The sequence below is a fragment of the Polaribacter sp. HA6-7 genome, from assembly GCF_055693625.1.
In genome coordinates this window covers 603,160-630,000 of the sequence record NZ_CM146338.1, presented here as the reverse complement: position 1 = coordinate 630,000, position 26,841 = coordinate 603,160, and the positions used below count along the sequence as shown (strand labels likewise).

Here is a 26,841-nt window from a genome sequence, read left to right as displayed (position 1 = left end):
ATCTGCAAATTTCAATGATAAAACAGTTGAAACCACCACTCCGTTAACCTCCGATGGTTCTTTAATTTTATATACATTTAATGACGAAGGTGGTAAAAAAGCATTTTGGCACTCATCTGCTCACGTTTTAGCAGAAGCTATTTTAAGTTTTTATCCTAAAGCAAAACTAACAATAGGACCCGCAATAGAAAATGGGTTTTATTATGATGTAGATTTAGGCGATGAAATAATTTCTGATAAAAACTTTAAAGAAATAGAAACTAAATTTTTAGAAATAGCTCGTGGTAAACATGAGTTTTCTTTAAGATCTGTTTCTAAAGCAGATGCATTAGAGTTATATAAGAAAGAAAACAATGAATATAAAGTTGAATTAATAGAGAATTTAACTGACGGTGATATAACTTTTTGTGATCATAGCAATTTTACAGATTTATGTAGAGGAGGGCACATTCCTAATACTGGAATTATAAAAGCGATAAAAATAATGAGTGTTGCTGGTGCCTACTGGCGTGGTGATGAAAAGAATAATCAATTGACAAGAGTTTACGGAATCTCATTTCCGAAACAAAAAATGTTAACTGAATATCTACAAATTTTAGAAGAAGCTAAAAAACGTGATCATAGAAAACTTGGTAAAGAATTAGAACTTTTTACTTTTTCACAAAAAGTTGGCGCTGGTTTACCCTTATGGTTGCCAAAAGGTGCTGCTTTACGTTCTAGGTTAGAAAACTTTTTGAAAGCAGCTCAGAAAAAAGCTGGTTATGAAATGGTAATGACACCGCATATTGGTCAAAAAGAGCTTTATGTAACTTCGGTCATTATGAAAAATATGGAGAAGATAGCTTTCAGGCAATAAAAACTCCTAAAATGGATGAGGAATTCTTACTAAAGCCAATGAATTGTCCTCACCACTGTGAAGTATACAATTTTAAACCATATTCTTATAAAGATTTACCAAAACGTTTTGCAGAATTTGGTACAGTATATAGGTATGAGCAAAGTGGAGAATTACATGGTTTAACACGTGTAAGAGGTTTTACTCAAGATGATGCACATATATTTTGTACACCAGAACAATTAGATCAAGAATTTAAAGATGTAATTGATTTGGTACTTTATGTATTTGGATCTTTAGGTTTTGAAGACTTTACAGCTCAAGTTTCTATAAGAGATAAAAGCAATCCGAGAGAAGTACATTGGAGATACCGACACTTGGGAAATTGCAGAAAATGCAATTATTAGTGCAGCAAAAGACAAAGGATTGGATTATGTTGTAGAAGAAGGTGAAGCTGCTTTTTATGGTCCAAAGTTAGATTTTATGGTAAAAGATGCTTTAGGTAGAAGCTGGCAACTTGGTACAATACAAGTAGACTACAACTTACCTAAGCGTTTTGATTTGACCTATAAAGGATCTGACAATCAACAACACAGACCAGTAATGATACATAGAGCACCTTTTGGTTCTATGGAAAGATTTATTGCTGTTTTATTAGAACATACAGGCGGAAATTTCCCACTTTGGTTAACTCCAGATCAAGTTATCTTATTGCCAATCAGTGATAAATATCAAAAATATTCAGAAAAAGTTTTAGAATCGTTAGAAAATTCCGAAATTCGCGCCCTAGTAGACAATAGAAGTGAGAAAACTGGTCGTAAGATTAGAGATGCAGAAGTAAGCAAAATACCTTTTATGGTAATTGTTGGTGAGAAAGAAGAACAAGATGGCACAGTTTCTGTAAGAAGACATGGAGAAGGTGATATTGGAACCTTTACAATTGAAGAATTTATTTCTTTAATTAAAACAGAAGAAAGTAAAACATTGAAGAAATTTTAATTAATTTTGAATTTCAACAAAAATAAAAGGTTGGTAACACAACTAAATGTATAATTTAAATTTATAAGTCATAGCAATACGTAGAAGTAGGTCGAGAAGACCGTTAAGAGTAATCAAAGAAGATCAACATAGGATTAATGAAAAAATAAAATATGTTGACGAAGTTCGTCTTGTGGGCGATAATGTAGAAGTTGGTGTATATTCTTTAGCTAAAGCTAAAGAATTAGCCGAAGAACAGGAATTGGATTTGGTAGAGATTTCACCAAAAGCGAAACCACCTGTTTGTAAAATTATTGATTACAAGAAATTCTTGTATGAGCAAAAGAAACGTGAAAAAGCTTTAAAATCTAAAGCTACTAAAGTAACTATTAAAGAAATACGTTTTGGACCTCAAACAGATGAGCATGATTATGAATTTAAGAAAAAGCATGCCATTAAATTCTTACAAGAAGGAGCTAAATTAAAAGCGTTTGTATTCTTTAAAGGTCGTTCTATTATATTTAAAGAACAAGGACAAATTTTACTTTTAAAGTTAGCACAAGAATTAGAAGAGTATGGTAAAGTGGAGCAGCTTCCTAAATTAGAAGGTAAACGTATGATTATGTTTATTGCTCCTAAAAAAGTAAAATAACAATCTTATAAGCAAGATAAAAACGAAGGAGAAATGCCGAAAATGAAAACAAAATCTAGCGCCAAAAAACGATTTAAAGTTACTGGTACTGGAAAATTAAAAAGAAAGCACGCGTTTAAAAGTCACATCTTAACAAAGAAGTCTAAAAAACGTAAATTAAAGTTAACTCATGCAGCTTTAGTACATAAAGCAGATGAGTCTAACATTAAGCAACAGTTAAACTTAAAATAAGTTTAACCAGGGAATTTAATTATTAACCATGGAGTTAGGCCAAATATGAAAAGTATTCTGAAAAGAATCGCCTACTACAAAACACATTGAAATTATGCCAAGATCAGTAAATTCAGTAGCCTCAAGAAAAAGAAGAAAAAAATCTTGAAGGCAGCAAAAGGTTACTTCGGACGTAGAAAAAACGTTTACACAGTAGCAAAAAATGCGGTTGAAAAAGGAATGCTTTATGCATACCGTGACCGTAAAAACAATAAGAGAAACTTCCGTTCTTTATGGATTGTACGTATTAACGCTGCAGCTCGTTTACACGGAATGTCTTACTCTCAGTTTATGGGGAAAGTAAAAGCTAATAATATCGAATTAAACCGTAAGGTTTTAGCTGATTTAGCTGTTAACAACCCGGACGCTTTTAAGGCAGTTGTAGAGAAAATTAAATAAATATAAATTACTTGCTTATAATAAAAACCCAAACGTATACGTTTGGGTTTTTTTATTACTTTTATTATTTTAAAAATTATATCAAATATTATAAAATGAGATTAAAACTGATAACACTTACAGCTTTATTTATTACTGTAATTTCAATTGCACAAGAAACTACAAAACCAGAAGACACATCACTTAGCGGGCAGTTCGATAAAATATATAGAACTTCTACAACTTACCAAACATATAAGGTTATAAGTAAAGACAAGTTTTTACAGTTAAAACAAAATGTTTTAGATTCTCTTAAAAATTCTAAAGAATTAGTAATCGAAAAGAACGGACTTCTAAATACAGAAAGAGAAAACACAAAAAAAACTTTAGAAACGCTTAACGATACAAAAAACAAGTTAGCAACTGCAATAAAGAAAGAAGGTTCTATATCTTTATTAGGTGCACAAGTTAGTAAAACAACGTACAACCTAATATTATGGACAATCATACTTGTCTTGTTACTAAGTCTAGCCTATTTTATATTTAAATACACTAGAAACAATATACTTACTAAAAAAGCTAAAAGTGATCTTATAGAGGTAGAATCTGAATATGAAAAACATAGAAAAAAATCTATTGAAAGAGAACAAAAACTTAGAAGAGAATTACAAGACGAAATTAATAAACAAAGAAATTCGTAATTAAAATTAGTTAAATTGAGATAAATATAAATTAAATAACTGATTCTTAGGTTAATATTAATTTTTGCATTCAAAATTTATAGTTCTACTTATATTTTGTAACTTTAAGAACTAATCAACTAAATAAGTTTTGAATATACTACATATTAGTGCAGAGTGCTTTCCTATTGCAAAAGTAGGTGGTCTCGCAGATGTTGTAGGTGCTTTACCAAAGTACCAAAAGAAATAGGCACTACCAGTAATGTGGTAATGCCTTTTTACAATAATAAGTTTACTAAAGAAAATTCTTTTGATAAAATTCATGAAAACTTTATCGCTTTAGGACACAACTATTACAACTTTAAGGTTTTAAAACTTAAAGACAATGATTTAGGTTTTGACATTTTTTTATTGACATACCAGATTTAACTTATAAAGAATATGTTTATTCTAATGATGATACAAATCGTTTTTTAGCGTTTCAAATTGCCACCTTAGACTGGATTTTATCCCTAGATAATAAACCAGATATTCTGCACGTTCATGATCACCATACAGGATTAATTCCTTTTATGGTTTCGCAATGTCATAAATACATAGCTTTAAAAGATACGCCAACCATTTTAACTATTCATAATGCACAATACCAAGGTTGGTTTTCTCATGATAAAGTAAATTTAATTCCTCCGTTCGATTTTACAAAAGTTGGTCTTTTAGATTGGGACGGAAGCATAAATCCGTTAGCTGCAGCAATTAAATGTACGTGGAAAGTTACAACGGTATCGCCTTCTTATATGGAAGAATTAAAAAATAATGCCAATGGTTTAGAGGCATTATTAAGTCATGAAAGCAAAAAATGTATTGGTATATTAAACGGAATCGACACAGATGTTTGGAACACTAATACAGACAATCGTTTAATAGAACATTATACTATTGAAAATGCCCAAAAAGGAAAACTAGCTAATAAAAAATGGCTTTGTGATAAATATAATTTAGATATCGATAAACCTCTGTTTGCTTTTATTGGACGTTTAGTTGGTGAAAAAGGTGCAGATTTATTTCCAGAGATTTTTACAACTGCATTATCCAATAATAATATTTCTATATTTTTATTAGGTTCTGGTCATAAAGAAACCGAAGAAAAGCTTAACAAAATACCTAAAAACAACTTTAACACATTTATTGGTTATGATGAAAAATTAGCACATATAATTTATGCTGCTGCAGATTTTTTATTAATGCCATCTCGCGTAGAACCTTGTGGGCTTAATCAAATGTACTCTTTACGATACGGCACTGTGCCAGTTGTAAACGCCATTGGTGGTTTAAAAGATACAATTGTAGATATTAAAGATCAAAATGGCTTCGGAATTTGTCATAAAGGCGTAACAGTTTCTAATGTTACCAATGCTATTTTAAGAGCTACAGACTTTTATAAAGACAAGCAAACATTTAATAATAACATTCAAAATATAATGCAAATAGACCATTCTTGGAGCAATTCGGCTAGAGAATATGTCAATTTATATAATTCTTTAAAAATTAAACAAATGATAAACGACAAAGTACTTGGAATTATTTTAGGAGGTGGTCAAGGTTCTAGATTGTATCCTTTAACTAAAGATAGATCTAAACCTGCTGTACCAATTGCAGGAAAATACCGTTTGGTAGATATTCCTATTTCAAATTGTATAAATGCAGATATTAAAAGAATGTATGTTTTAACTCAGTTTAACTCTGCCTCTTTAAATCAGCACATAAAAAATACATATCATTTTAGCTTTTTTAGTTCTGCTTTTGTAGATGTTTTAGCAGCAGAACAAACCATGGAAAGTGATAAATGGTTTCAAGGAACTGCTGATGCTGTAAGACAAAGCATGCATCATTTTTTAGAACACGATTTTAAATATGCTTTAATTTTATCAGGAGATCAATTATATAACATGGATTTTAGAGATATGATTGCTAAACACGAAGAAAGTGGCGCAAAAATATCGATAGCAACATATCCTGTAAATGCTAAAGACGCAACTTCTTTTGGTATTTTAAAAACAGATGAAAACAACACAATAACTTCTTTTATAGAAAAACCAAACGCAGAGCTTTTACCAGATTGGACATCTGATGTGAGTGATGAAATGAAAGATGAAGGTAGAAATTACCTAGCATCTATGGGAATTTATATTTTTAATCGAGAATTGTTGGTAGAATTAATGGCCAACCCAGATACTATCGATTTCGGTAAAGAAATAATTCCGCAAGCAATTGGAGAACACAAAACAATGAGTTATCCATATGAAGGTTATTGGACAGATATAGGAAACATTGATTCGTTTTTCGAAGCAAACTTAGGACTAACCGACGATTTGCCTAAGTTTAATTTATACGACGAAAACAGAGTTTATACAAGAGCGAGAATTTTACCAACATCAAAAATTTCTAATACAAAACTTAACAAAACAATAATTGCTGATGGATGTATTATAAATGCAGAAAAAATAGAAAAATCTGTGATTGGTATTCGTTCTAGAATTGGTAAAGAGACAATCGTTACAAATACTTACATGATGGGTAACGATTTTTACGAATCATTAGAAGACATCAAAAAAAATAATATCGAAAATCAAGTTGGTATTGGAGACAGATGTACAATTAACAATTGTATTATAGATAAAAATTGTCGAATTGGTGATGATACTAAAATTAATGGCGGACCACATTTAGAAGATATCGAAACAGAAACTTATCAAATTAAAGAAGGAATTGTTGTTGTTAAAAAAGGTGCAATTATACCCAAAGGAACAATAATTTAATATCTGTTTATTTTCAATTTTTAAAAGCATTACATGTCTAAAGTTATAGCACATTCTCTATTTTCAGATTTTGATATTAATTTATTTAAAGCTGGTAAGCATTACAGATTATATGAAAAATTTGGCTCGCACATTACAACAGTTGATGGTATAACTGGCACCTATTTTGCAGTTTGGGCACCAAGTGCTAAAGAAGTTTCTGTTGTAGGAGATTTTAATTATTGGAATGACAAAGAACATCAATTAAATGTAAGATGGGATTCTAGTGGTATTTGGGAAGGCTTTATCCCTTTTGTAGAAAAAGGAAGTGTTTACAAATATAAAATACAAAGTAACAATAACAATATTGTAACAGAAAAGGCAGATCCTTATGCTCGAAGATGCGAGCATCCACCAAAAACAGCATCAATAGTTTGGGAAGACAATTATTCTTGGAAAGATAAAAAATGGATGAAATCTCGTAAAGAAAAGAACGCTTTAAACGCTCCTTATTCCGTTTACGAAGTTCATTTAAACTCTTGGAAACAAAAAATTGAAGAAAATCGATTTTTAAGTTATAATGAATTGGCCGAAGAATTGGTAAATTATGTGGTAGAAATGAATTTTACACACGTAGAATTTATGCCGATAATGGAATATCCTTATGATCCAAGTTGGGGATATCAATTAACGGGTTATTTTGCGCCAACATCTAGATTTGGTTATCCTGATGAGTTTAAATATTTAGTAGATAAATTTCACGAAAATAATATTGGTGTAATTTTAGATTGGGTTCCGTCTCACTTTCCTTCGGATGCACATGGTTTAGGATTTTTTGATGGCTCTAATTTATACGAACATCCGAGATGTTAGAAAAGGATATCATCAAGACTGGAAAAGTTTAATTTTTAACTACGGAAGAAATGAAGTAAAGTCTTTCTTAATAAGCAATGCATTGTTTTGGTTAGATCAATATCATGCAGACGGTTTAAGAGTAGACGCTGTAGCATCCATGTTATTTTTAGATTATTCTAGAAAAGATGGCGAATGGGAACCTAATGAATTTGGTGGTAGAGAAAACTTAGAAGCAATTGCATTTATTAAAGAAATGAATGTTGCCGTTTACGAAAACTACCCAGATGTTCAAACAATTGCAGAAGAATCAACATCTTTTCCTAAAGTTTCTAGTCCTGTTTTTTCTGATGGCTTAGGTTTTGGAATGAAATGGATGATGGGTTGGATGCATGATTCTTTAGACTATTTTGCCAAAGAACCAATTTATAGAAAACATCATCAAAACGATTTAACCTTTAGTTTAAATTATGCATTTACAGAAAACTTTATGCTACCGCTTTCGCATGACGAAGTTGTTTACGGAAAAAAAGCAATTGTAGAGAAAATGCCTGGTGATGAGTGGCAAAAATTCGCCAACTTAAGGCTATTATATAGTTTTATGTATACACATCCAGGAACCAAACTTTTATTTCAAGGTGCAGAATTTGGTCAAACAAGTGAATGGAATTTTAACGGAAGTTTAGATTGGCATTTATTAGAACATGATGTTCATAAAGGTGTTCAGAATCTGGTTAAAGAACTAAACTTATTTTACAAAACAGAACCAGCTTTACATCAAAAACAATTTTCGTTTGAAGGTTTCGAATGGATAGATCATGGCGATCATGAGAATTCTGTACTATCTTTCATCAGAAAAGGAAACGAACCAAAAAATGATGTAATAATTGTTTTAAACCTAACACCTGTTCCTAGAGAAAATTACAGAATTGGCTTACCGAAATCGGGTACATTAAAAGAAGTTTTTAATAGTGATAAGCAAATTTTTAATGGAACCAATAATTACAAAAACGTTAAACTAAAATCTAATAAAAAAAGTTGGAATAATAGATTAAATTCAATCGAATTAAACTTACCCCCGCTAAGTATGTTAGCTTTCAAATTTAAATAAACTTAAAATATAAATCCTCTTTATAAAAATACTAATAGTATCATAAAAAAAGAGGATTTAAATTTTAAACTTCACAAAAATAAACGTCATTTTTAAGACTTTAAAAAATCTTTTCTTAACATAGAAAAGAAATCTTATTTGCCTAATTTTTAAATAAATAAGTAATATTTTTGTTTTTAACACAGACTTAAACGTTATCGTAGAAATAACATTTTTATTACTAAAAAATCTAAAACTTTAACGATTTTTGAATGAATATTTAAACAACCAAGATTATGATTGTTAATACAGAATTAGAACAGAAAGGAAATTTATTTCCATCAGAAATAATAAGTTACCAAAAGGATGTAGATACACTTTATTTTAACACAAAAAATGGTGTTGTTTTACAAGTTACTGTTGTTAGAGACAGTGTAATTCGTTTTCGATACAGCACAACTGGTAAATTCGAAAATGATTTTTCTTATGGTGTTACTATACACGCTAGCAGAGGATATAGTTTTTTAGATGTATCAGAAGATGAAAAAAATTATATCATTACAACATCTAAACTTATCTGTAAAGTAGAAAAACTAAGTTTACAAGTAAAATTGTTCGATGCTCTTGACAATAAACTTATTAATGAAGACGAAATTGGTTTTCATTGGGAAGAAAGCTATGAGTTTGGTGGCGACATTGTAAAAATGAGTAAAATCTGCCAAAAAGGAGAAAGCTTTTATGGTTTAGGTGACAAACCTGTAGAAGTAAATTTAAAAGGAAAACGTTTCGAAAATTGGGCAACAGATTCTTATGCTTTTGGTAAAAATACAGATCCTATTTATAAAGCAATTCCGTTTTATACAGCAATACAAGACAACAAATCTTACGGAGTTTTCTTTGACAATACTTTTAAAACTCATTTTGACTTTGCACATGAAAGAAGAAATGTAGCAAGTTTTTGGGCGCAAGGTGGTGAAATGAATTATTATTTTATCTACGGACCAAAAATGGATGATGTTGTTAAAAATTATACAGATTTAACAGGTAAACCACATGCATTACCACCGTTATGGGCATTAGGTTTTCATCAATGTAAATGGAGTTATTACCCGTAAAGTAATGTAAAACAAATCACAAAAACATTTAGAGATTTACAAATTCCTTGTGATGCAATTTATTTAGACATCGATTATATGGATGGTTTTAGATGTTTTACTTGGGATAAAAATCATTTTCCAGATCCTAAGAGAATGGTGAAAGAATTAGAAGACGATGGTTTTAAAACTGTTGTAATAATAGATCCAGGAATTAAAATAGATTTAGAATACGACGTTTTTAAAGAAGCTTTAGACAAAGATTATTTTTGTAAAAGAGCAGACGGACCTTATATGAAAGGTAAAGTTTGGCCTGGTGAATGTTATTTTCCTGATTATACAAAGCCGAGGTTAGAGAATGGTGGTCTCGGTTTGTTTAAAGAATTGATAGAAGATATTGGTGTAAAAGGAGTTTGGAATGATATGAACGAACCTGCAGTAATGGATGTTCCCAACAAATCTTTTCCAAATGATGTGCGTCATGATTATGATGGCAACCCTTGTTCTCATAGAAAAGCACACAATATTTATGGGACACAAATGGCACGTGCAACTTACCATGGTTTAAAAAAATATGCATATCCAAAAAGACCTTTTGTAATTACAAGATCTGCATATTCCGGTGCACAACGTTACACATCAACCTGGATGGGAGATAATGTTGCAACTTGGGAACATTTAGCAATTGCAAACAATCAAGCCCAAAGAATGGCAATGTCTCGGTTTTTCTTTTGCCGGAAGTGATATTGGTGGTTTTGCAGAACAACCTCAAGGAGAATTATTTGCTAGATGGATTCAGTTAGGTGTATTTCATGCATTTTGTAGAGTACATTCTTCCGGAGATCACGGAGATCAAGAACCTTGGGTTTTTGGAACTGAAATAACAGATATTGTTAGAAAATTCGTGGAACTTAGATATCAATTATTGCCTTATTTATATACCGCTTTTTGGAAATATATAAATGATGGTAGTCCTATTTTAAAATCTTTGGTTTTATACGATCAAGAAGATACCTCTACACATTATAGAAGTGATGAGTTTGTTTACGGAGAACAAATTTTAATTTGTCCAATTATAGAACCGAATGCCAAAGGTAGAAGAATGTATATACCAAGAGGAAAATGGTATAACTTCGGACAAACGAAGTTGTAGAAGGTGGTAAAGAAATGTGGGTAGATGCAGATATTGATAGCATGCCAATTTTTATTAAAGAAGGTGCTGTTATTCCTAAATATCCTGTACAACAATATGTGGGTGAAAAAGAATTTGATGAAATAACATTAGATGTTTATTACAAAAAAGGAAAGGAAACCTCTCAATTATTTGACGATGCTCACGATGGTTACGACTATAAGAAAGGAAGATTTAGTTTAAGAACTTTTAAAGTTACTGGTAAAAAAGAAGAATTAATTTTACAACAACACAAATCTGGAGATTTTGATGCAAACTATCATAGTTTTAAAATCAACTTTCATAATTTACCATTTGCAATTCAATCTGTTCAAATAGATAATGTTGAAATTGAACTAGACAATATTAATAGTGATAAAAATCAATCTATCACTATAAATAAAGAGTTTACAGAATTACACTTATTTGGAAATTAGTTTACTTATACCTGAATTCAGGGTTATGTATCCCTGAATTCGGGGATACTAAAATTTCACTGATTTCAGGGATTGTGAGATACTCTTAACTACTATATCTTTGTAGTGTTATTAGATCAAATTCCCCCAAATTGTATAATTTATTGGATTTTTTAACGAATATTTGTTTAACACGAAAAAGGCGGTTATTAGTTTGTAATGAACTTTAATCGCTTTTTTATTTTACATACTTTCATCAGTACCTAAACTTGCTTTTTCTTGTTTATTACTTTTATAAGCTACTGCAATAATTGCAATCTCTAATAAAAGTAAACCTATTTTTGCTTTCTTACTCTTTGTTAACGCAGAAGTTAATCCTATAATTTTTGTAGCTATCATAAAATTTGTTTTTATGTAAAGATAACTTCAACTTAAAAATTAAATTAATTCATATCATTTAAAAAATACCTGAAATAAAAAAGCCTCAGATTTAAATCTAAGGCTTTTTTTATGAATTAACGATAAAATTAAATTCCGTCATTTAAACTCTTTAACTTTTCTGTATTTTCAGCAAGCATTAATTCGTCAATTATTTTCTGAATATCACCGTTTACAATATTTGGTAAATCATATAAAGACAAACCAATTCTATGATCTGTAACTCTACCTTGTGCATAATTATACGTTCTAATTTTTGCACTTCTATCTCCGGAAGAAACCATAGAACCACGTTTTAACGCATCTTCTGCATTTTTCTTTTCTAGCTCCATATCATACAATCTAGAACGTAAAACTTTAAATGCTTTTTCTTTATTTTTATGTTGCGATTTTTGATCTTGACATTGCGCCACTAAACCTGTAGGAATGTGTGTTAAACGTACAGCAGAATATGTAGTGTTAACAGATTGCCCACCAGGACCGAAGAACAGAAAAAGTCTATTCTTACATCTTTCGGATTAATTTCTACATCAAATTCTTCTGCTTCAGGAAAAACCATACATGTTGCTGCAGATGTGTGAACTCTACCTTGAGTTTCTGTTTGCGGAACTCTTTGTACACGATGTACACCCGCTTCAAATTTTAAAGTACCATATACATCATTACCGAAACCTCAAACTGAATTTCTTTAAAACCACCATTTGTTCCTTCAGAATAATCTACAGTAGAAACTTTCCACCCTTTACTTTCGCAATATTTAGAATACATTCTAAATAAATCTCCTGCAAAAATACTTGCTTCATCTCCACCAGTTCCTGCACGTAATTCTACAACCGCATTTTTAGAATCTTCTGGGTCTTTTGGTATTAATAATATTTTAATTTCCTCTTCTAATTGAGGAATTCTAACATTAGCTTCTTCAATTTCCATCTTTGCCATTTCGTTCATCTCTGCATCAGAACCGTCGGCTAAAATTTCTTTAGCTTCTTCGATGTTGTTTGTTAAAGTTTGATATTCATCACCCTTTTTAACTACATCACCTAAATCTTTATATTCTTTCATTAATTGCGCGTAACGCTTTTGATCCATGATAATTTCTCGGCTGAATAATCAAATCAGAAACCTCATCATAACGTTGCTTAACAATTCTTAATTTATCTAACATCTTCTACTCTTTTCTTGGATTGCGAATTTACAATTTTTATCGGAAAGTTAAATGTTTCGTTTTGAGTATATTTGAATATTTCTAAATTTTAAAAATGAAACCAACACTAATTTTATGCTGTTTCTTAATTATTTTTTCTTGTAATAAAGAAAAAACAATATTAGAAAAACCTTCATTTTTAATAGGAAAATGGATTCGAGTAGAAAAAGCAGATAGCACTTTAACATTAGAAACTTGGCATAAAAATTTCACAGGAGAAGGGATTACTCTAAAAGGTAAAGACACCACTTTTTACGAACAAATGGAAATTATTAATTTAAAAGATACTTTATATTTAAAAGTTACAGGCGTAAATGAAACTGCTACTCTTTTTAAATTTACAAAACAAACCGACACTTCTTTTATTTGTGAGAATTTAGAAAATGAGTTTCCCACAAAAATAAAATACTACCTAGAGAACAAACTTTTAAAAGCCGAAGTTTCTAACAACGATTTTAAGATTGATTTCGTTTTTAAGAAAAGATAATTCAATAAAAAACTCTAAACGGTAATGTTTAGAGTTTTTAGTAAAATTTATTTTTTTAATAAGCTTAATACTCAAAAGTACCAAACTCACTTTTTATTGTCAATTTTTTAGTTTCTGATACTTCTACTCTACCTACAATTTTAGCATCAACATTAAAAGATTTAGAAATCTCTATAATATTTTCTGCAATTTCCGGAGAAACATACACTTCCATTCTATGACCACAGTTAAATACTTGATACATTTCTTTCCAATCTGTTTTAGATTGTTCTTGTATCAATTTAAACAAAGGTGGTATTTCGAACATGTTATCTTTTACAATGTGTAAATTATCTACAAAATGTAAAATTTTAGTTTGCGCTCCGCCGAACAATGAATCATACCATGCACTTTATCCGAAGAAAAATTATTTAAAATTTCTTTAATAATTGGCGCGTATGTTCTTGTTGGAGATAAAACTAATTTACCTGCATCGATAGGAGAATTTTCTACTTTATCTGTTAATTTTGTATTACCGTAATACACTAAATCTTCTGGCACAGCCGCGTCAAAGCTTTCTGGATATTTTTCTGCTAAATATTTATGAAAAACATCGTGTCTAGCAGAAGTTAATCCGTTAGAACCCATTCCGCCATTATATTCAGTTTCATAAGTTGCTTGTCCAAAAGACTCTAAACCAACAATTACATCACCAGCTTTTATATTTGCATTGTCAATTACATCAGTACGTTTCATTCTTGCAGTTACTGTAGAATCTACAATAATTGTTCGCACCAAATCTCCAACATCTGCAGTTTCTCCTCCTGTAGAATGAATTGTAACTCCGAATTTCTTTAAATCTTCAATTAATTCTTCGGTACCATTTATAATTGCTGATAAAACTTCACCAGGAATTTTACTTTTATTTCGTCCAATAGTAGACGATAACATAATATTATCTGTAGCACCAACACATAATAAATCGTCGATATTCATTATTAATGCATCTTGAGCAATACCTTTCCAAACAGAAACATCACCAGTTTCTTTCCAATACATGTATGCTAATGAAGATTTTGTACCAGCACCATCTGCGTGCATTATTAAGCAATAGTCATCATCGTTTGTTAAATAATCTGGCACAATTTTACAAAATGCCTTCGGAAACAAACCTTTATCTATATTTTTAATAGCATTATGTACATCTTCTTTAGATGCAGAAACACCTCTTTGTGCGTATCTTTTAGAAACTTCTTTACTCATGTTGTTGTGTTGTTGTTGATGCAAATTTAGTCTTTTGATTAAAAAAGCCATACTTGTTCTGTTATATTTTTATCTAGTAAATAACAGCTCTCTGTATTTTGTTAAAGGCCAAATATTATCATCTACCATTGTTTCTAATTGATCGCAATGAAAACGAATTTCTTCGAAAAAAGGTTTTACTTTATTACAATATTGTTGTGCAGATTTTAACCCATTTTGCTTATTTGCTTTCGATCTTTGTTCTTCCATTTTAATTACCAAAGCATTAATTTCTGTAATATGGTTGGAGATTACCATAATTAATTCTACTTGCTCTTTGGCTATCCTTTTAAACTCATCTCCAAAAATTTCTTTTAAATTCTTAGTATTCTCTAATAATGTATTCTGATAAATTATAGCTGTTGGCACAACATGGTTTCTTGCAACATCTGCCAAAACTCTGCTTTCTATTTGCATTCGTTTGGTGTACTCTTCTAATTTTATTTCGTAACGAGCCTCTACTTCTACTTTACTCATTACATCCATTTCTTCGTATAAGCTTACAACTTTATCCGAAGTAATAATTTTTAATGCCTCTGGTGTATTTTTATTATTACTTAATCTTCTTTTTATAGCTTCTTTTTCCCAAGCATCACCGTAACCGTCTCCATCAAATCTAATTTTTTTAGACTCTTTAATATATTCTCTTAAAACATTAAAGACTGCTTCGTCTTTTTTAAGACTTTTTGTTTCGATTAATTTATCTACTTCAATTTTAAATTCTTTTAATTGTTTTGCAACAATTGTATTTAAAACAGTCATTGGTCCTGCACAATTTGCAGAAGAACCTACTGCTCTAAACTCAAATTTATTTCCAGTAAAAGCAAAAGGAGAAGTTCTATTTCTATCAGTATTATCTAATAAAATCTCTGGAATTTTACCAATGATATTTAATTTTAAATCTGTTTTTTCTTGAGGTGATAATTTACCTTTAGTAACATTTTCTAATTCATCTAAAACTGCGGATAATTGATTTCCTATAAATACAGAAATTATTGGCGGTGGCGCTTCACTTGCTCCTAACCTAAAATCATTTCCTGCAGATACTACAGAAGCTCTTAACAATTCTTCATATTCGTAAACCGCTTTAATTGTATTTACAAAAAATGTAAGAAATTGTAGGTTTTTCATCGGCGTTTTACCTGGACTTAGCAAATTTGTACCATTATCTAATGATAAAGACCAGTTGTTATGTTTACCGAACCGTTAATTCCTGCAAATGGTTTTTCGTGAAAAAGAACTCTAAAATTATGTCGTTTTGCAACTTTCTGCATTACATCCATCAGTAAAGAATTATGATCTACTGCTAAATTTGCTTCTTCAAAAATTGGGGCGACTTCAAACTGATTTGGAGCGACTTCATTATGTCTTGTTTTTACAGGAATTCCTAAAAGCATGCACTCTTCTTCTAAATCTTGCATAAAGCTCATAACTCTCACCGGAATAATACCAAAATAATGATCGTCTAATTGTTGACCTTTTGCAGAAAAATGGCCTAATAATGTTCTACCTGTTAATTGAATATCTGGTCTAGACAATGCCAATGCATTATCAACTAAGAAAAATTCTTGCTCCCAACCTAAAGTTGCATTTACCTTGCTAATTGTTTTATCAAAATATTTACAAACAGCTGTAGCGTGCGTATCGATAGCTTGTAAAGCTCTTAAAAGAGGAGTTTTATTATCTAAAGCCTCACCTGTATAAGCAACAAAAATAGTAGGTATACATAATGTTCTTTCGTAAATAAAAGCAGGCGATGTAGGATCCCAAGCAGTATAACCTCTTGCTTCAAAAGTATTTCTTATACCACCTGTAGGAAAACTAGAAGCATCTGGTTCTTGTTGCACCAATTGTTCTCCGTCAAACTTTTCCATTGCTAAACTACCATTTATTGACTCGAAAAAAGCGTCATGCTTTTCTGCAGTTGCGCCTGTTAATGGCTGAAACCAATGCGTATAATGAGTAGCACCTTTAGACATGGCCCAATCTTTCATACTAACTGCAACCTGATCTGCAATTTTTCTATCTATTCTTGTACCATGCTCAATAGCATTCATTACACTTTCATAGGCAGAACGTGTAAGATACTGTTGCATAGCATATTTATTGAACACATTCTGTCCAAAAAGAGTAGATCTTTTTTCACTTTGTTGTACTTTAATTGGTTTTCTTCTTAAAGTTTCCTGTAAAGCATTGAACCTAATAATTGACATATTGTTATTTTTTTAAGTCTTTTTTTACTTTTAAATAAATGACCCCCATTAAAATTAGGGATTAAATTATTTTTTTACAAAATTAGACATTTTACCCCTATTTTTTTTGATATGTAGGTAAAATATTTCATTTTTGTAATGTTAACATCATACACAATTATTTATTATGGCAAAAATTAAATTAGAATACATTTGGTTAGATGGTTATTACCCTACTCAGAACATGAGAAGTAAAACCAAAGTTGAAGAACATGAAAACTTTCAAGGAACAGTTGAAGAATTAAGTAATTGGTCTTTTGATGGTTCATCTACAAAACAAGCTTCGGAGGTGACTCTGATTGTTTATTAAAGCCTGTTGCAATCTATCCAGATCCAGCGAGAATAAACGGTTATTTAGTTATGACTGAAGTTTTAAATGCAGACGGAACACCACACGTTTCTAATGGTAGAGCTACAATTGATGATGATGATAACGATTTCGGTTTGGTTTCGAACAAGAATACTTTATTATGGATACGAAAACTCAATTACCTTTAGGTTTCCCTATTGGTGGTTATCCAGCTCCACAAGGAATGTATTACTGTTCTGTAGGTGGAAAAAATACTCACGGAAGACTTTTAGTTGAAAAACATGCAGATCTTTGTATTGATGCAGGTTTAAATTTTGAAGGTATCAATCAAGAAGTTGCATCTGGTCAATGGGAGTTCCAATTATTTGCTAAAGGAGCAAAAAAAGCAGGTGATGAAATCCGGATTGCACGTTACTTATTAGATAGATTAACTGAACAATATGGTTACTATATCGATTACCATCCAAAACCATTAGGAAAAGATATGGATTGGAATGGATCTGGTATGCACGCAAACTTCTCTAACGAAGTTTTAAGAACTTGTGGTTCTGAAGAAATTTATGGTAAAATCTGTGAAGCGTTTAGACCAGTTGTAAAAGAACATATTGCTGTTTACGGTGAGTTTAACGACCAACGTTTAACTGGTGATCATGAAACTGCATCTATTAACGATTTTTCTTGGGGAATTTCTGATAGAGGAGCATCAATTAGAATACCAATTATTACAGTAGAAAAAGGATGGAAAGGATGGTTAGAAGACAGAAGACCTGCTTCTAATGGAGATCCATACAAAATTGCTGGTAGAATTATAAAGACTGTAAAGTCTGCAAACATTAGCTAAGACTAATAATCAAAACTAAAAAAGCTCGCAAATTGCGAGCTTTTTTTATGTCTAATTTTTAAAGAACTAAATAGATAAATAGTACATAAGCAATAAATAGAAATATACCTTTAAACCTACTTAAAATATACTTTTTAGGCAGAAAAACTAAAGGAATTAAAACAGCAGCAAAACCTAGCATCCAAAAGATATCTCTTGACAAAATTTGATCTTCTGTAACATAGATGTTTTTAACTAAAGATGTTACACCTAGTACAGATGCTATATTAAATATATTAGAACCTATTAAGTTACCTAGAGATATTGCTTTTTCTCCTTTAACAGCCGCTATTACAGATGCAGCCAATTCTGGTACACTAGTTCCTATCGCAATCATTGTTATTGATATCACTCCTTCACTTACCCCCATGTTTTTAGCAATATCCTTGGCTCCGTCAACTAGAAATTCAGATCCATAATAAAGTGCAATAGCTCCAATTAACAACCAAATAAAAATTTTGCCGTAACCAATTGACTCCAAAGCTTCATCAACATCCTCTAAAGAAACATCTTCTTTACGTGCATTCCTTATTAAAACAAATAAGAAAATAGCTAAACCTACTAATAAAATAATTCCTTCTGCTGTAGTTAAAATATTGTCATTTTTTAAAAATAATAAAGAACCAAAGAAAACACCATCATAACCGGCCAATTCAATTTATAGAATCCTTTATCTACAGCTATTGGCCCAATAATCGCTGTAATACCTAAAACCAAACCAATATTTGCAATGTTAGAACCAATAACATTATTTATAGCAATTGCCGGAGAGCCATCTAAAGCAGCTTGTAAACTTACAAGTAACTCCGGTGCAGAAGTAGCAAAAGAAACTACCGTCATACCAATAACCATTTTAGATATATTTAGTTTAAATGACAAACCTATAGAAGATTTTACTAAAAACTCACCACCAACAACCAACATAACTAAACCAATAATTACATAAAAAATACTCATAAAATTTGTTTTTTGCGAAGATACATTATTATCACTTTAAGATAAAGTGAAAAGATAGAAAGCGAAAAATACTACATATAAAATATCTGTTTTGCTTTATTTTGAAAAAACAATAAAATAAAACGCTTAATTTAATTACATATTAAAACATTATTACAGTTACTGATTAATAAAACAAACTTATATAAAGAATACTAAGTTACATATTATAACTAATTATTATTTTTTAATTACAAACTTAAAATCAATCTAATAAATAAGTATTAAAGTGTTTGGTAGCAAGCTTTCAATCTATATATATTGATAAGACAATTTCGAAATTACCTCAATTTATTAACTTTTAAAACTTATATTATGATACTTATTATTACAAAAACCGTTAAAGATATTGCAGACATTATTTTTTCTGTACTATTCTAATCTTCATATAAAGCAACTCTTTAAAAAGAGTTGTTTATTTTCATTAAATTTGATATTGAAATTAACATCTAATGAAAAAACGAGTATTTAAATTTCTTGCAAAAATTAATAAACTTTTTCTACCTTCTTATACTAAAAGAGGTTTAGATCTCTCTAAAGCTACAAAACTGCAAATGGCTATCATTGGTTGGCGAGCTTTTGTAACACAGAACTCATTAGAATAAAAAAAACTATATATTATGAAAACAGAACATGTAACAATATTCTCTCGGTTCTTTTATTATTGTAAAAGGACTACAAAACAGATTAGACAGCATCAACATAGGTTCAATAATTAAAGATAGAGTAGAATCGGCCGGATTAGGTGGCTTTGGAGAACATAGAACAGCTGTTGAACTACTTATCTTAAAATCTGATATTGAAAAAGCCCAAACTATTATAGATACGTATGCTAAAGAAATAAATTCGTAAAAAAACCGCATAAGATTTCTTAGTTTAAAAAAATGCATTTATATTTGCACCCGCAAAAAGGCCATGTGGCGCAACTGAATAGCGCACTTGATTACGGCTCAAGAGGTTCTAGGTTTGAATCCTAGCATGGTCACAAAAAAAGCTTCCATTTATATGGAAGCTTTTTTATTTAATTAAAAAATTAAATCCGTTTTAATAGTTATTATTCAAAAACAATTAACTAAATTTAAGTTTTTAATACTATTCTTAAAATTTATAACAATATATTATACCCCTTATCTTTACGCAATAAGCGTCCCACTTCTTTTGAAGTGGGTTTTTTTACACAAAAAGACCTTAAACTTTCGTTTAAGGCCTTTTATCTAACCAAACTTAGTATTAAAACTAACTACTACTATCTTTAAATAATTTTTTTGAACCATAAGCTACACCTATAGCCAATAAGACACCTGTAAAACCATCTATTGGAAGACCTGGTGGCGGTGGCGGTGGAATTGGAGGTGGAACCATTTGACTGTAACCTAAAAAAGGAACCGTCAAAACCACTACAAATATTATTATAAATCTTAAATTCATTTCTTGCTTTCTATTATATAAGACACATACGAATATAAAAGTCACATGGTTTTTATAAAAAAATAAAAAAACTTGAGATTTACCTCAAGTTTAGCCTAAATATTGCCTCAATGCAATTCTATGTTCTCGGTTTACTTTTATCGTAATTTTGAACTACTAGTTCTAAAATTTCCGGCGCTTTTGCCCTACTTCTTTTTTATTTGAAAATTTAGAAACATATAAATTATATATTGAATCTTCTTTCTCGAAAATTAAAAAATGAGTTTCATTTAAATCTGTAAAACAAATTTCATTCCCGGAAAAAGAACCTGACTCATCTTTAAAAAAGTCAGAAAATTCGAAATACTTAAAAACGTTTTCCATACACCTTATATTAATTCTGCTGATAAACCCAATTGTAATAATTTAGAGCATCTTGGCTCTAAATCTTTAAATTCACCAGACTTTACAGTACACTTACCTTTATAATGCACTAAAGTTGCACATTGTTCTGCTTGCTCTACTGTATGATCACAAACACTTACTAAAGAATCTATTACATGATCAAAAGTGTTCACATCATCATTATGCAAAACTATTTCGTGCTGAAAAACTTCCTGCTCTAATACGTCTACCTCTTCTTGATTTTTTTCTTTTGTGCTCATATTATAAATATATTAAAAATTTATTTATTGTACTTTAACGCCACCCAATCGTTTCTCTTAATAAAAGTCTCTAGCTTTAAATTGTATTTAGAAACTTCTGCATCTATAACAGGAATATCATCTTCATAGAACCCGCTTAATAACAAAACGCCGTTTTCATTTAAACATTCTGTATAGATTTTCATATCCATTAATAAGATATTTCTATTAATGTTTGCAATAATTACATCGAATTTTTTATTAATTAATAATGATGAATCTCCCTCAAAAACAGCAATATTCTTACAATTATTTCTAGCTACGTTTTCTAATGAATTTTCGTAGCACCAATTATCTATATCTATAGCTTCTAACTTAGAAGCTCCTTTCATTTCTGCAAAAATTGCTAAAATACCTGTACCGCATCCCATATCTAAAACAGATTTACCTTCTAAATCTAAATTTATTAAATGTTGTACCATCATATGTGTAGTTTCATGATGACCTGTACCAAAACTCATTTTTGGCTCTATAACAATATCATATTTTAAATTAGGGTTTTCATGAAAAGGTGCACGAATACTAACTAAATCATCTACTTTGATTGGTGTAAAGTTTTTTTCCCATTCTGCATTCCAGTTAGTTTGTTCTACTTCATTTTTTGAATACTCTATAGAAAACTCATCAGAATTTAAAACAAAAATAGATTCTAGAATTTCTTTATTCCATTCGCTTTTCTGAATATAAGCTGTTACTCCGTTTTCATTTTCTACAAAACTTTCAAAACCAACGTTTCCTAACTCTGCTATTAAAATTTCTGTTGCTGGTTCTTTTGGTGAAACAGTAAAATTGTACTCTATATATATGTTATCCATAATTATTATATCAAAAAAATGCATCGAGAAAATATCTCGATGCAAATTTATTGGTTTTCTTTTAAAGTTACCTAATTAGATAGCATTAATAATTCCTGTAAAATCTTCTACTTTTAAAGCTGCTCCTCCTATTAATCCTCCGTCTACATCTGGTTTAGAGAAAATTTCTTCAGCATTTGCAGGTTTCACACTTCCGCCATATAAAATAGAAACACTATCTGCTACTTCTTTAGTATACTTTTTCTCTATAATACTTCTAATAAAAGCGTGCATTTCTTGTGCTTGTTCTGGACTTGCAGTTTCACCTGTACCTATTGCCCAAACTGGTTCGTAAGCTAAAATTATGCTACCCCAATCTTTTGCTTCTAAATGAAATAAAGCGTTAGAAAGCTGGCTTTCTACTACTTTAAAATGATTATCTGACTTTCTATCTTCTAACAATTCGCCGAAGCAAAAAATTGTTTCCATACCGTTTTCTAAAACCGCATCCACTTTTTCTGCCAATGCAGCATCAGTTTCATTAAAATAAGTTCTTCTTTCAGAATGACCTAAAATTACAGTTTCTACTCCGATAGCTTTTAACATATCTGCAGAAACCTCACCTGTAAAGGCACCATTTTTAGCCTGATGCATATTTTGAGCAACTACTTCTATCACAGATTTTTTTGCCGCTTTAACAGAAGATGATAAGTTTACAAAAGTAGGCGCTACTATTACACGTGTATTTTCTAACGGTAAATTTTTAATCGCTTTTTTTAATGATTTTATTAAACTTTTACTTTCTTCTTTATTGTTATTCAACTTCCAATTTCCTGCAACAATCTTTGTTCTCATAATTATTATTTTAAAAGCCTTAACAGCTATATTTTTAATTTTAATTTCTGATGTAAATTTAAGAAATGGAACTTAAATTATTAGTTACAATCGAAATTAGTTACTAAAACGATTTATATAGCTTTATTTAGAGCATATACAATAGCTCTATCTGAAGCCCTTGTTGCATTAAACAGTAAGATTCCTCCTTTTACATCAACAACTAAATACCTAGGAATCCAACTAAGGTTTATAAAATCCACAAAGTCGCCGTTGTTCATTCCTTTAGGTAAATTATAATGTTCTCCATTAATTTGAAACCTTCTAATTCCATTTTTCCATGCCGTTTGACTTTTATCCACAGATAAAAACAAAAAAACTACATCCGGATATTCTTTTTGAAGATTCTTAACACTTGGCAAACCCTTTAAACAATCTGAACACCAAGAGGCCCAAACATCTATTACAATTTTCTTACCTTTATATTGATTTAAAACACTTTTAAATGTTTTTTGAGATCCATTTAAATCAAAAACAACTTCTTCTAAAGCTAAATTTGAAAATTCGGTTGGCTTTTCTAAATTACAACTAGAAATGATTACTACTAAAATTAATAAGATTTTTTTCATCAGAGATACATAATAATTTATTTTATGGTCTTCTTTACTTATTAAATCTTACAAATTAAAGTGAAATTAAGTATTTTTGTACAACTTTATTAAAATTATGACAACACAAGAATTAGTAGCTCAAATTAGAAAGAAAAAATCGTTTTTATGCATCGGATTAGATGTAGATCTAAACAAAATTCCGGAACATTTGCTTAAAGAAGAAGATCCTATTTTCGAATTTAATAAAGCAATAATTGACGCTACACACCATTTATGTGTTGCCTATAAACCAAATACCGCTTTTTATGAAGCTTATGGTTTAAAAGGATGGAAATCTTTAGAAAAAACAATTAATTACTTAAATAAAAATTATCCAGAAATTTATACAATTGCAGATGCAAAACGTGGTGATATTGGAAACACCTCTACAATGTACGCAAAAGCTTTTTTTGAAGATTTAGCATTTGACTCTGTAACTGTTGCGCCATATATGGGTAAAGATTCCGTAGAACCTTTTTTAGCTTTTGAAAACAAACACACCATTATGTTGGCATTAACTTCTAATGAAGGTGCTTTTGATTTTCAAACAAAAAAAATTGATGATTTAGAAGTCTATAAACACGTATTAGAAACTTCTAAAAACTGGCAAAACTCTCAAAATCTAATGTATGTTGTTGGAGCAACAAAAGCCGAATATTTTAAAGAAATTAGAAAAATAGTACCAAATTCTTTTACTTGTGCCAGGTGTTGGTGCACAAGGCGGTAATTTAGAGGATGTATGTAAGTATGGTTTATCAGAAAACATCGGACTTTTAATAAATTCTTCTAGAGGAATTATATATGCTTCTAAAGATGTAAACTTTGCCAATGAAGCTGCTAAAAAAGCTGAAGAACTTCAGGTTAAAATGGCTACTTTAATATAAGTATTGAAAGACGATTTAAGAATCATATCATTAGTACCTAGCATAACCGAACTGCTCGTCGATTTAGGTTTAGAAGCTCAAATTGTTGGTATTACAAAGTTTTGTGTACATCCTAAAAATCTTTTAAAAGAAAAAACAGTTGTTGGTGGCACAAAAAATATCAAGATAGATAAAATTGAAGCCCTAAACCCAACAATTATTCTTTGCAATAAAGAAGAAAATACAAAAGAAATCGTAACAAAATGCAGCAAAATCACTAAAACTTATGTTTCTGATTTGTTTACTATTAAAGACGTACTTAATTTAATTGATTATTACGGAAAAATTCTTTTTTGTGAAGATAAAGCTTCTGAAATAATATCAGAAATTGAATTAAAATTGAACGATTTCAATCAATTTATTAAAAATAAACCTACCTTAAATGTTGTTTATTTTATATGGAAAAACCCATGGATGATTGCTGCTAATAACACATTCATTAATCACTTATTAGAAATAAATAATTTTAATAATATTTATAAAAATTTAAGTCGATATCCGAGAGATAAACATTGATGATTTAAAAACCCGAAACATAGATTGTATCTTTTTATCATCAGAACCTTTTCCTTTTAAAGAAAAAAATAAAAATGATTTTATTTCTAACTCGAAAGTATATTTGGTTGATGGCGAATATTTTTCTTGGTACGGAACCAGACTTATAAAAGCGTTTGATTATTTTAAAAAATTAAGAAACGATATAGAATCATTTAATGCTTTAAATAATTAGTTTTGTAAACTAAAATTTAGCACAAAAAAACCACCTTTTTAAAGGTGGCTTTTTACATCTATAAATCAGATTTAATTTTGATCTGCTTCAGTTAAATTTGGATTTGCATCAATTTCTCTTTGAGGAATTTTCCAGATCCAAGCATCATTTAAAGAAGGTTTGTCTTGTTTAAATCCGGCTTGATACAATACTTCTGCAGCTCCGAATTTGTTAAATCAATACCTTCATCCCAACGAATATGATCTAACCAACTAAACCCTTCTCCATATAACTCAACCCTTCTTTGAAGTTTAATTTGATCCATTAGTTTTTCTTTTGTATCGAAAACAGTTACATCAAAAGCACTATCTCTTTCTTCAGCTAAAGGTTTTAAAGCTGTTTGAGCGCCAGTTACATCGTTCATCATAGCTTCTGCTTCTGCTTCAATTAAATACATTTCAGAAGAACGCATATAAATTACATCATCTGGATCTATAGTTCCTGGATTTTTTTGTCTAAATTTCACATGCATGTATGGGTGAGTATTATGTCTTGTTGTAACACCCCATTTACTTACAATTTCTGCTTTAGCTGCATCAAACTCCTCTTCAGTATCATAGTTAGGATCTGTTAAAAAGCTTCCTCCTTCACCATTTGCAGCTGCACCATTTGTATTAGGAGCCATTGGTAAAAATAAATCTGCCCTGTAATCTGTATCCGGAATCGCATCGTAAACTTCTTTACTTATTGTTTTAGGGTTACCTCTGTTTTGACTTCCTTGAAAGGTAGGAGAAATATAATAGAAATAAGAACGGAAAAATGTAGTTTCAGATTGAATTACATTACCTCCCCAAATTACTTCTGATAAATCTACTGTGTTAAACCCGGACTTCCAATCTGATTCGTTAATTAAAGGATAACCTTCACGAGCTTTCTTTGCCGCATCAGAAGCAGCTTGCCAATCACCTTCAGATAAAGCAACTCTAGCTTTGATACCATATGCTGCATTTATATTTAATTGAGATTTATCTACTCTTGCAGATGCATTTTCAAAAAATTCAATAGATTTTCCTAAATCTAAATTTATCTGATCATAAATGGCCTGAACAGAAGATCTTGGTTCACTTGTATAAGGCGCTTCTGTTTTAAATAACAAAGGCACACCAGGGTCTGTAGAAGGATTACCAATTAAATATCCTTTAGCATAAGTTGTAACTAAAGAATGATAAGCCCAAGCTCTATATGCATAAGCTTGCCCTAATATATTACTCATATTAGCATCGATGGTTAAACCATCTTCTTCTACTTTATTAATTATTGCGTTACAACTAGCTATAAAATGATAACGTTGATACCATAATTGACTTACTGATTCAGAAGTTTCTAAAGTATGAACATTCCATTGTAATTCTGCTCTCATCCATCCATTAGCCCTAGCCGTATGAATTAAATCTCCAGTTAAAACATCAAACATCGGAATCCAGTATTGCATACCAGCTCTACTATTAGATCCACCAGGAATTATACCTGCTTGAGCATACATTAATCTATGTAGCCCATTTAAAACCAATGCCATATTTTCTCGGCGTAGATAATGCATCTCCTGCAGAAATTGCATCTGTTGGTTTAGTTTCTAAAAAATCTTCGTTACATGATGTTAAAGTGATCGTTAAAACCACTAGCAACAATGCGCTTATTTTTTTAACATAATTATTCTTTATTTTTTATTATTTATTAAAATGACACATTTAAACCAAAAGT

18 protein-coding genes, 1 tRNA gene and 11 pseudogenes (1 of these 30 only partly in view) are annotated in these 26,841 nt (G+C 30.3%); 17 read left to right on the top strand and 13 right to left on the bottom strand.

Features of this window, described 5'->3' with window-relative positions; translation table 11 throughout:
* The 10 genes and pseudogenes from thrS to ACZ1HD_RS03500 form a co-directional block, all read left to right on the top strand.
* Positions 1 to 1,834, top strand: a pseudogene (gene thrS, locus ACZ1HD_RS03545) (threonine--tRNA ligase); it begins 108 nt to the left of the window's first position.
* 133 nt (positions 1,835 to 1,967) lie between these two features.
* Positions 1,968 to 2,465 carry a translation initiation factor IF-3 gene (gene infC / locus ACZ1HD_RS03540; RefSeq protein ID WP_472689268.1) on the top strand — a complete coding sequence of 166 codons (498 nt, stop codon included), beginning with the start codon at positions 1,968 to 1,970 and terminating at the stop codon, positions 2,463 to 2,465.
* 33 nt (positions 2,466 to 2,498) lie between these two features.
* On the top strand, positions 2,499 to 2,696 hold the full coding sequence (gene rpmI, locus ACZ1HD_RS03535; protein WP_077811208.1) for a 50S ribosomal protein L35: 198 nt from the start codon (positions 2,499 to 2,501) through the stop codon (positions 2,694 to 2,696).
* A gap of 94 nt (positions 2,697 to 2,790) precedes the next feature.
* Positions 2,791 to 3,134: pseudogene (gene rplT, locus ACZ1HD_RS03530) on the top strand (50S ribosomal protein L20).
* A gap of 95 nt (positions 3,135 to 3,229) precedes the next feature.
* Positions 3,230 to 3,814: a hypothetical protein gene (locus ACZ1HD_RS03525; RefSeq protein WP_340934956.1), complete on the top strand. Its 585-nt coding sequence runs from the start codon at positions 3,230 to 3,232 to the stop codon at positions 3,812 to 3,814.
* 130 nt (positions 3,815 to 3,944) lie between these two features.
* Entirely contained in the window at positions 3,945 to 4,043 is a 99-nt protein-coding gene (locus ACZ1HD_RS03520; RefSeq protein ID WP_472688657.1) for a glycogen/starch synthase, read from the top strand.
* A 160-nt stretch (positions 4,044 to 4,203) separates the two neighbouring features.
* Positions 4,204 to 5,274, top strand: a pseudogene (locus ACZ1HD_RS03515) (glycogen synthase); the annotation flags it as partial.
* 72 nt (positions 5,275 to 5,346) lie between these two features.
* Entirely contained in the window at positions 5,347 to 6,609 is a 1,263-nt protein-coding gene (locus tag ACZ1HD_RS03510) for a glucose-1-phosphate adenylyltransferase (protein ID WP_472689267.1), read from the top strand.
* Positions 6,610 to 6,642: 33 nt separating this feature from the next.
* Positions 6,643 to 8,551 (top strand): annotated as a pseudogene (glgB, locus tag ACZ1HD_RS03505) (1,4-alpha-glucan branching protein GlgB).
* A gap of 275 nt (positions 8,552 to 8,826) precedes the next feature.
* Positions 8,827 to 11,232 (top strand): annotated as a pseudogene (locus tag ACZ1HD_RS03500) (glycoside hydrolase family 31 protein).
* A 222-nt stretch (positions 11,233 to 11,454) separates the two neighbouring features.
* Here ACZ1HD_RS03500 and ACZ1HD_RS03495 read toward each other — a convergent pair.
* Together ACZ1HD_RS03495 and prfA are read right to left on the bottom strand one after the other, a co-directional pair.
* Positions 11,455 to 11,610 (bottom strand): hypothetical protein, encoded by a 156-nt coding sequence (locus ACZ1HD_RS03495; protein WP_154066961.1) that lies wholly within the window; start codon positions 11,608 to 11,610, stop codon positions 11,455 to 11,457.
* Positions 11,611 to 11,738: 128 nt separating this feature from the next.
* Positions 11,739 to 12,814 (bottom strand): annotated as a pseudogene (prfA, locus tag ACZ1HD_RS03490) (peptide chain release factor 1).
* Between the two features lie 94 nt (positions 12,815 to 12,908).
* On the opposite strand from prfA, the gene ACZ1HD_RS03485 reads away from it, so the two are divergent.
* Positions 12,909 to 13,340 (top strand): hypothetical protein, encoded by a 432-nt coding sequence (locus ACZ1HD_RS03485; protein ID WP_340934970.1) that lies wholly within the window; start codon positions 12,909 to 12,911, stop codon positions 13,338 to 13,340.
* Positions 13,341 to 13,404: 64 nt separating this feature from the next.
* On the opposite strand, the pseudogene ACZ1HD_RS03480 reads toward ACZ1HD_RS03485, so the two are convergent.
* Positions 13,405 to 14,582 (bottom strand): annotated as a pseudogene (locus tag ACZ1HD_RS03480) (AIR synthase related protein).
* A gap of 69 nt (positions 14,583 to 14,651) precedes the next feature.
* Positions 14,652 to 16,834, bottom strand: a pseudogene (locus ACZ1HD_RS03475) (glutamine synthetase III family protein).
* 166 nt (positions 16,835 to 17,000) lie between these two features.
* On the opposite strand from ACZ1HD_RS03475, the pseudogene ACZ1HD_RS03470 reads away from it, so the two are divergent.
* Positions 17,001 to 18,024 (top strand): annotated as a pseudogene (locus tag ACZ1HD_RS03470) (glutamine synthetase beta-grasp domain-containing protein).
* Positions 18,025 to 18,082: 58 nt separating this feature from the next.
* On the opposite strand, the pseudogene ACZ1HD_RS03465 reads toward ACZ1HD_RS03470, so the two are convergent.
* Positions 18,083 to 19,020, bottom strand: a pseudogene (locus ACZ1HD_RS03465) (calcium/sodium antiporter).
* A gap of 491 nt (positions 19,021 to 19,511) precedes the next feature.
* Here ACZ1HD_RS03465 and ACZ1HD_RS03460 point away from each other — a divergent pair.
* The 3 genes from ACZ1HD_RS03460 (at position 19,512) to ACZ1HD_RS03450 (ending at position 20,044) form a co-directional block, all read left to right on the top strand.
* Positions 19,512 to 19,664, top strand: a complete 153-nt coding sequence (locus ACZ1HD_RS03460) for an SsrA-binding protein (protein ID WP_079738210.1) — start codon at positions 19,512 to 19,514, stop codon at positions 19,662 to 19,664.
* Between the two features lie 55 nt (positions 19,665 to 19,719).
* Positions 19,720 to 19,911 (top strand): putative signal transducing protein, encoded by a 192-nt coding sequence (locus ACZ1HD_RS03455; RefSeq protein ID WP_472689266.1) that lies wholly within the window; start codon positions 19,720 to 19,722, stop codon positions 19,909 to 19,911.
* Positions 19,912 to 19,970: 59 nt separating this feature from the next.
* Positions 19,971 to 20,044: transfer RNA gene (locus tag ACZ1HD_RS03450), tRNA-Arg, on the top strand.
* 251 nt (positions 20,045 to 20,295) lie between these two features.
* On the opposite strand, the gene ACZ1HD_RS03445 is transcribed toward ACZ1HD_RS03450, so the two are convergent.
* From ACZ1HD_RS03445 to ACZ1HD_RS03420, 6 genes are all read right to left on the bottom strand, one after another.
* Positions 20,296 to 20,532 (bottom strand): PID-CTERM protein-sorting domain-containing protein, encoded by a 237-nt coding sequence (locus ACZ1HD_RS03445; RefSeq protein WP_340934979.1) that lies wholly within the window; start codon positions 20,530 to 20,532, stop codon positions 20,296 to 20,298.
* A gap of 117 nt (positions 20,533 to 20,649) precedes the next feature.
* Positions 20,650 to 20,850 carry a hypothetical protein gene (locus tag ACZ1HD_RS03440; RefSeq protein ID WP_472688656.1) on the bottom strand — a complete coding sequence of 67 codons (201 nt, stop codon included), beginning with the start codon at positions 20,848 to 20,850 and terminating at the stop codon, positions 20,650 to 20,652.
* 5 nt (positions 20,851 to 20,855) lie between these two features.
* On the bottom strand, positions 20,856 to 21,131 hold the full coding sequence (locus ACZ1HD_RS03435) for an ATP-dependent Clp protease adaptor ClpS (RefSeq protein ID WP_077811192.1): 276 nt from the start codon (positions 21,129 to 21,131) through the stop codon (positions 20,856 to 20,858).
* Positions 21,132 to 21,151: 20 nt separating this feature from the next.
* Complete coding sequence (gene prmA, locus ACZ1HD_RS03430; protein ID WP_079738208.1) at positions 21,152 to 21,985, bottom strand: 50S ribosomal protein L11 methyltransferase; 834 nt, start codon at positions 21,983 to 21,985, stop codon at positions 21,152 to 21,154.
* A gap of 75 nt (positions 21,986 to 22,060) precedes the next feature.
* On the bottom strand, positions 22,061 to 22,819 hold the full coding sequence (tpiA, locus tag ACZ1HD_RS03425; protein ID WP_340934984.1) for a triose-phosphate isomerase: 759 nt from the start codon (positions 22,817 to 22,819) through the stop codon (positions 22,061 to 22,063).
* A gap of 113 nt (positions 22,820 to 22,932) precedes the next feature.
* Positions 22,933 to 23,427, bottom strand: a complete 495-nt coding sequence (locus tag ACZ1HD_RS03420; RefSeq protein WP_472688655.1) for a TlpA family protein disulfide reductase — start codon at positions 23,425 to 23,427, stop codon at positions 22,933 to 22,935.
* Positions 23,428 to 23,524: 97 nt separating this feature from the next.
* On the opposite strand from ACZ1HD_RS03420, the pseudogene pyrF reads away from it, so the two are divergent.
* Together pyrF and ACZ1HD_RS03410 are read left to right on the top strand one after the other, a co-directional pair.
* Positions 23,525 to 24,332, top strand: a pseudogene (pyrF, locus tag ACZ1HD_RS03415) (orotidine-5'-phosphate decarboxylase).
* A 3-nt stretch (positions 24,333 to 24,335) separates the two neighbouring features.
* Positions 24,336 to 24,887 carry an ABC transporter substrate-binding protein gene (locus ACZ1HD_RS03410; protein WP_472688654.1) on the top strand — a complete coding sequence of 184 codons (552 nt, stop codon included), beginning with the start codon at positions 24,336 to 24,338 and terminating at the stop codon, positions 24,885 to 24,887.
* Positions 24,888 to 25,249: 362 nt separating this feature from the next.
* On the opposite strand, the gene ACZ1HD_RS03405 is transcribed toward ACZ1HD_RS03410, so the two are convergent.
* Together ACZ1HD_RS03405 and ACZ1HD_RS03400 are read right to left on the bottom strand one after the other, a co-directional pair.
* Positions 25,250 to 26,656, bottom strand: a complete 1,407-nt coding sequence (locus ACZ1HD_RS03405) for a RagB/SusD family nutrient uptake outer membrane protein (RefSeq protein WP_472688653.1) — start codon at positions 26,654 to 26,656, stop codon at positions 25,250 to 25,252.
* Entirely contained in the window at positions 26,628 to 26,759 is a 132-nt protein-coding gene (locus ACZ1HD_RS03400; protein ID WP_472688652.1) for a hypothetical protein, read from the bottom strand. Before ACZ1HD_RS03400 ends, ACZ1HD_RS03405 begins: the two co-directional genes overlap by 29 nt.
* Positions 26,760 to 26,841: the final 82 nt, after the last annotated feature.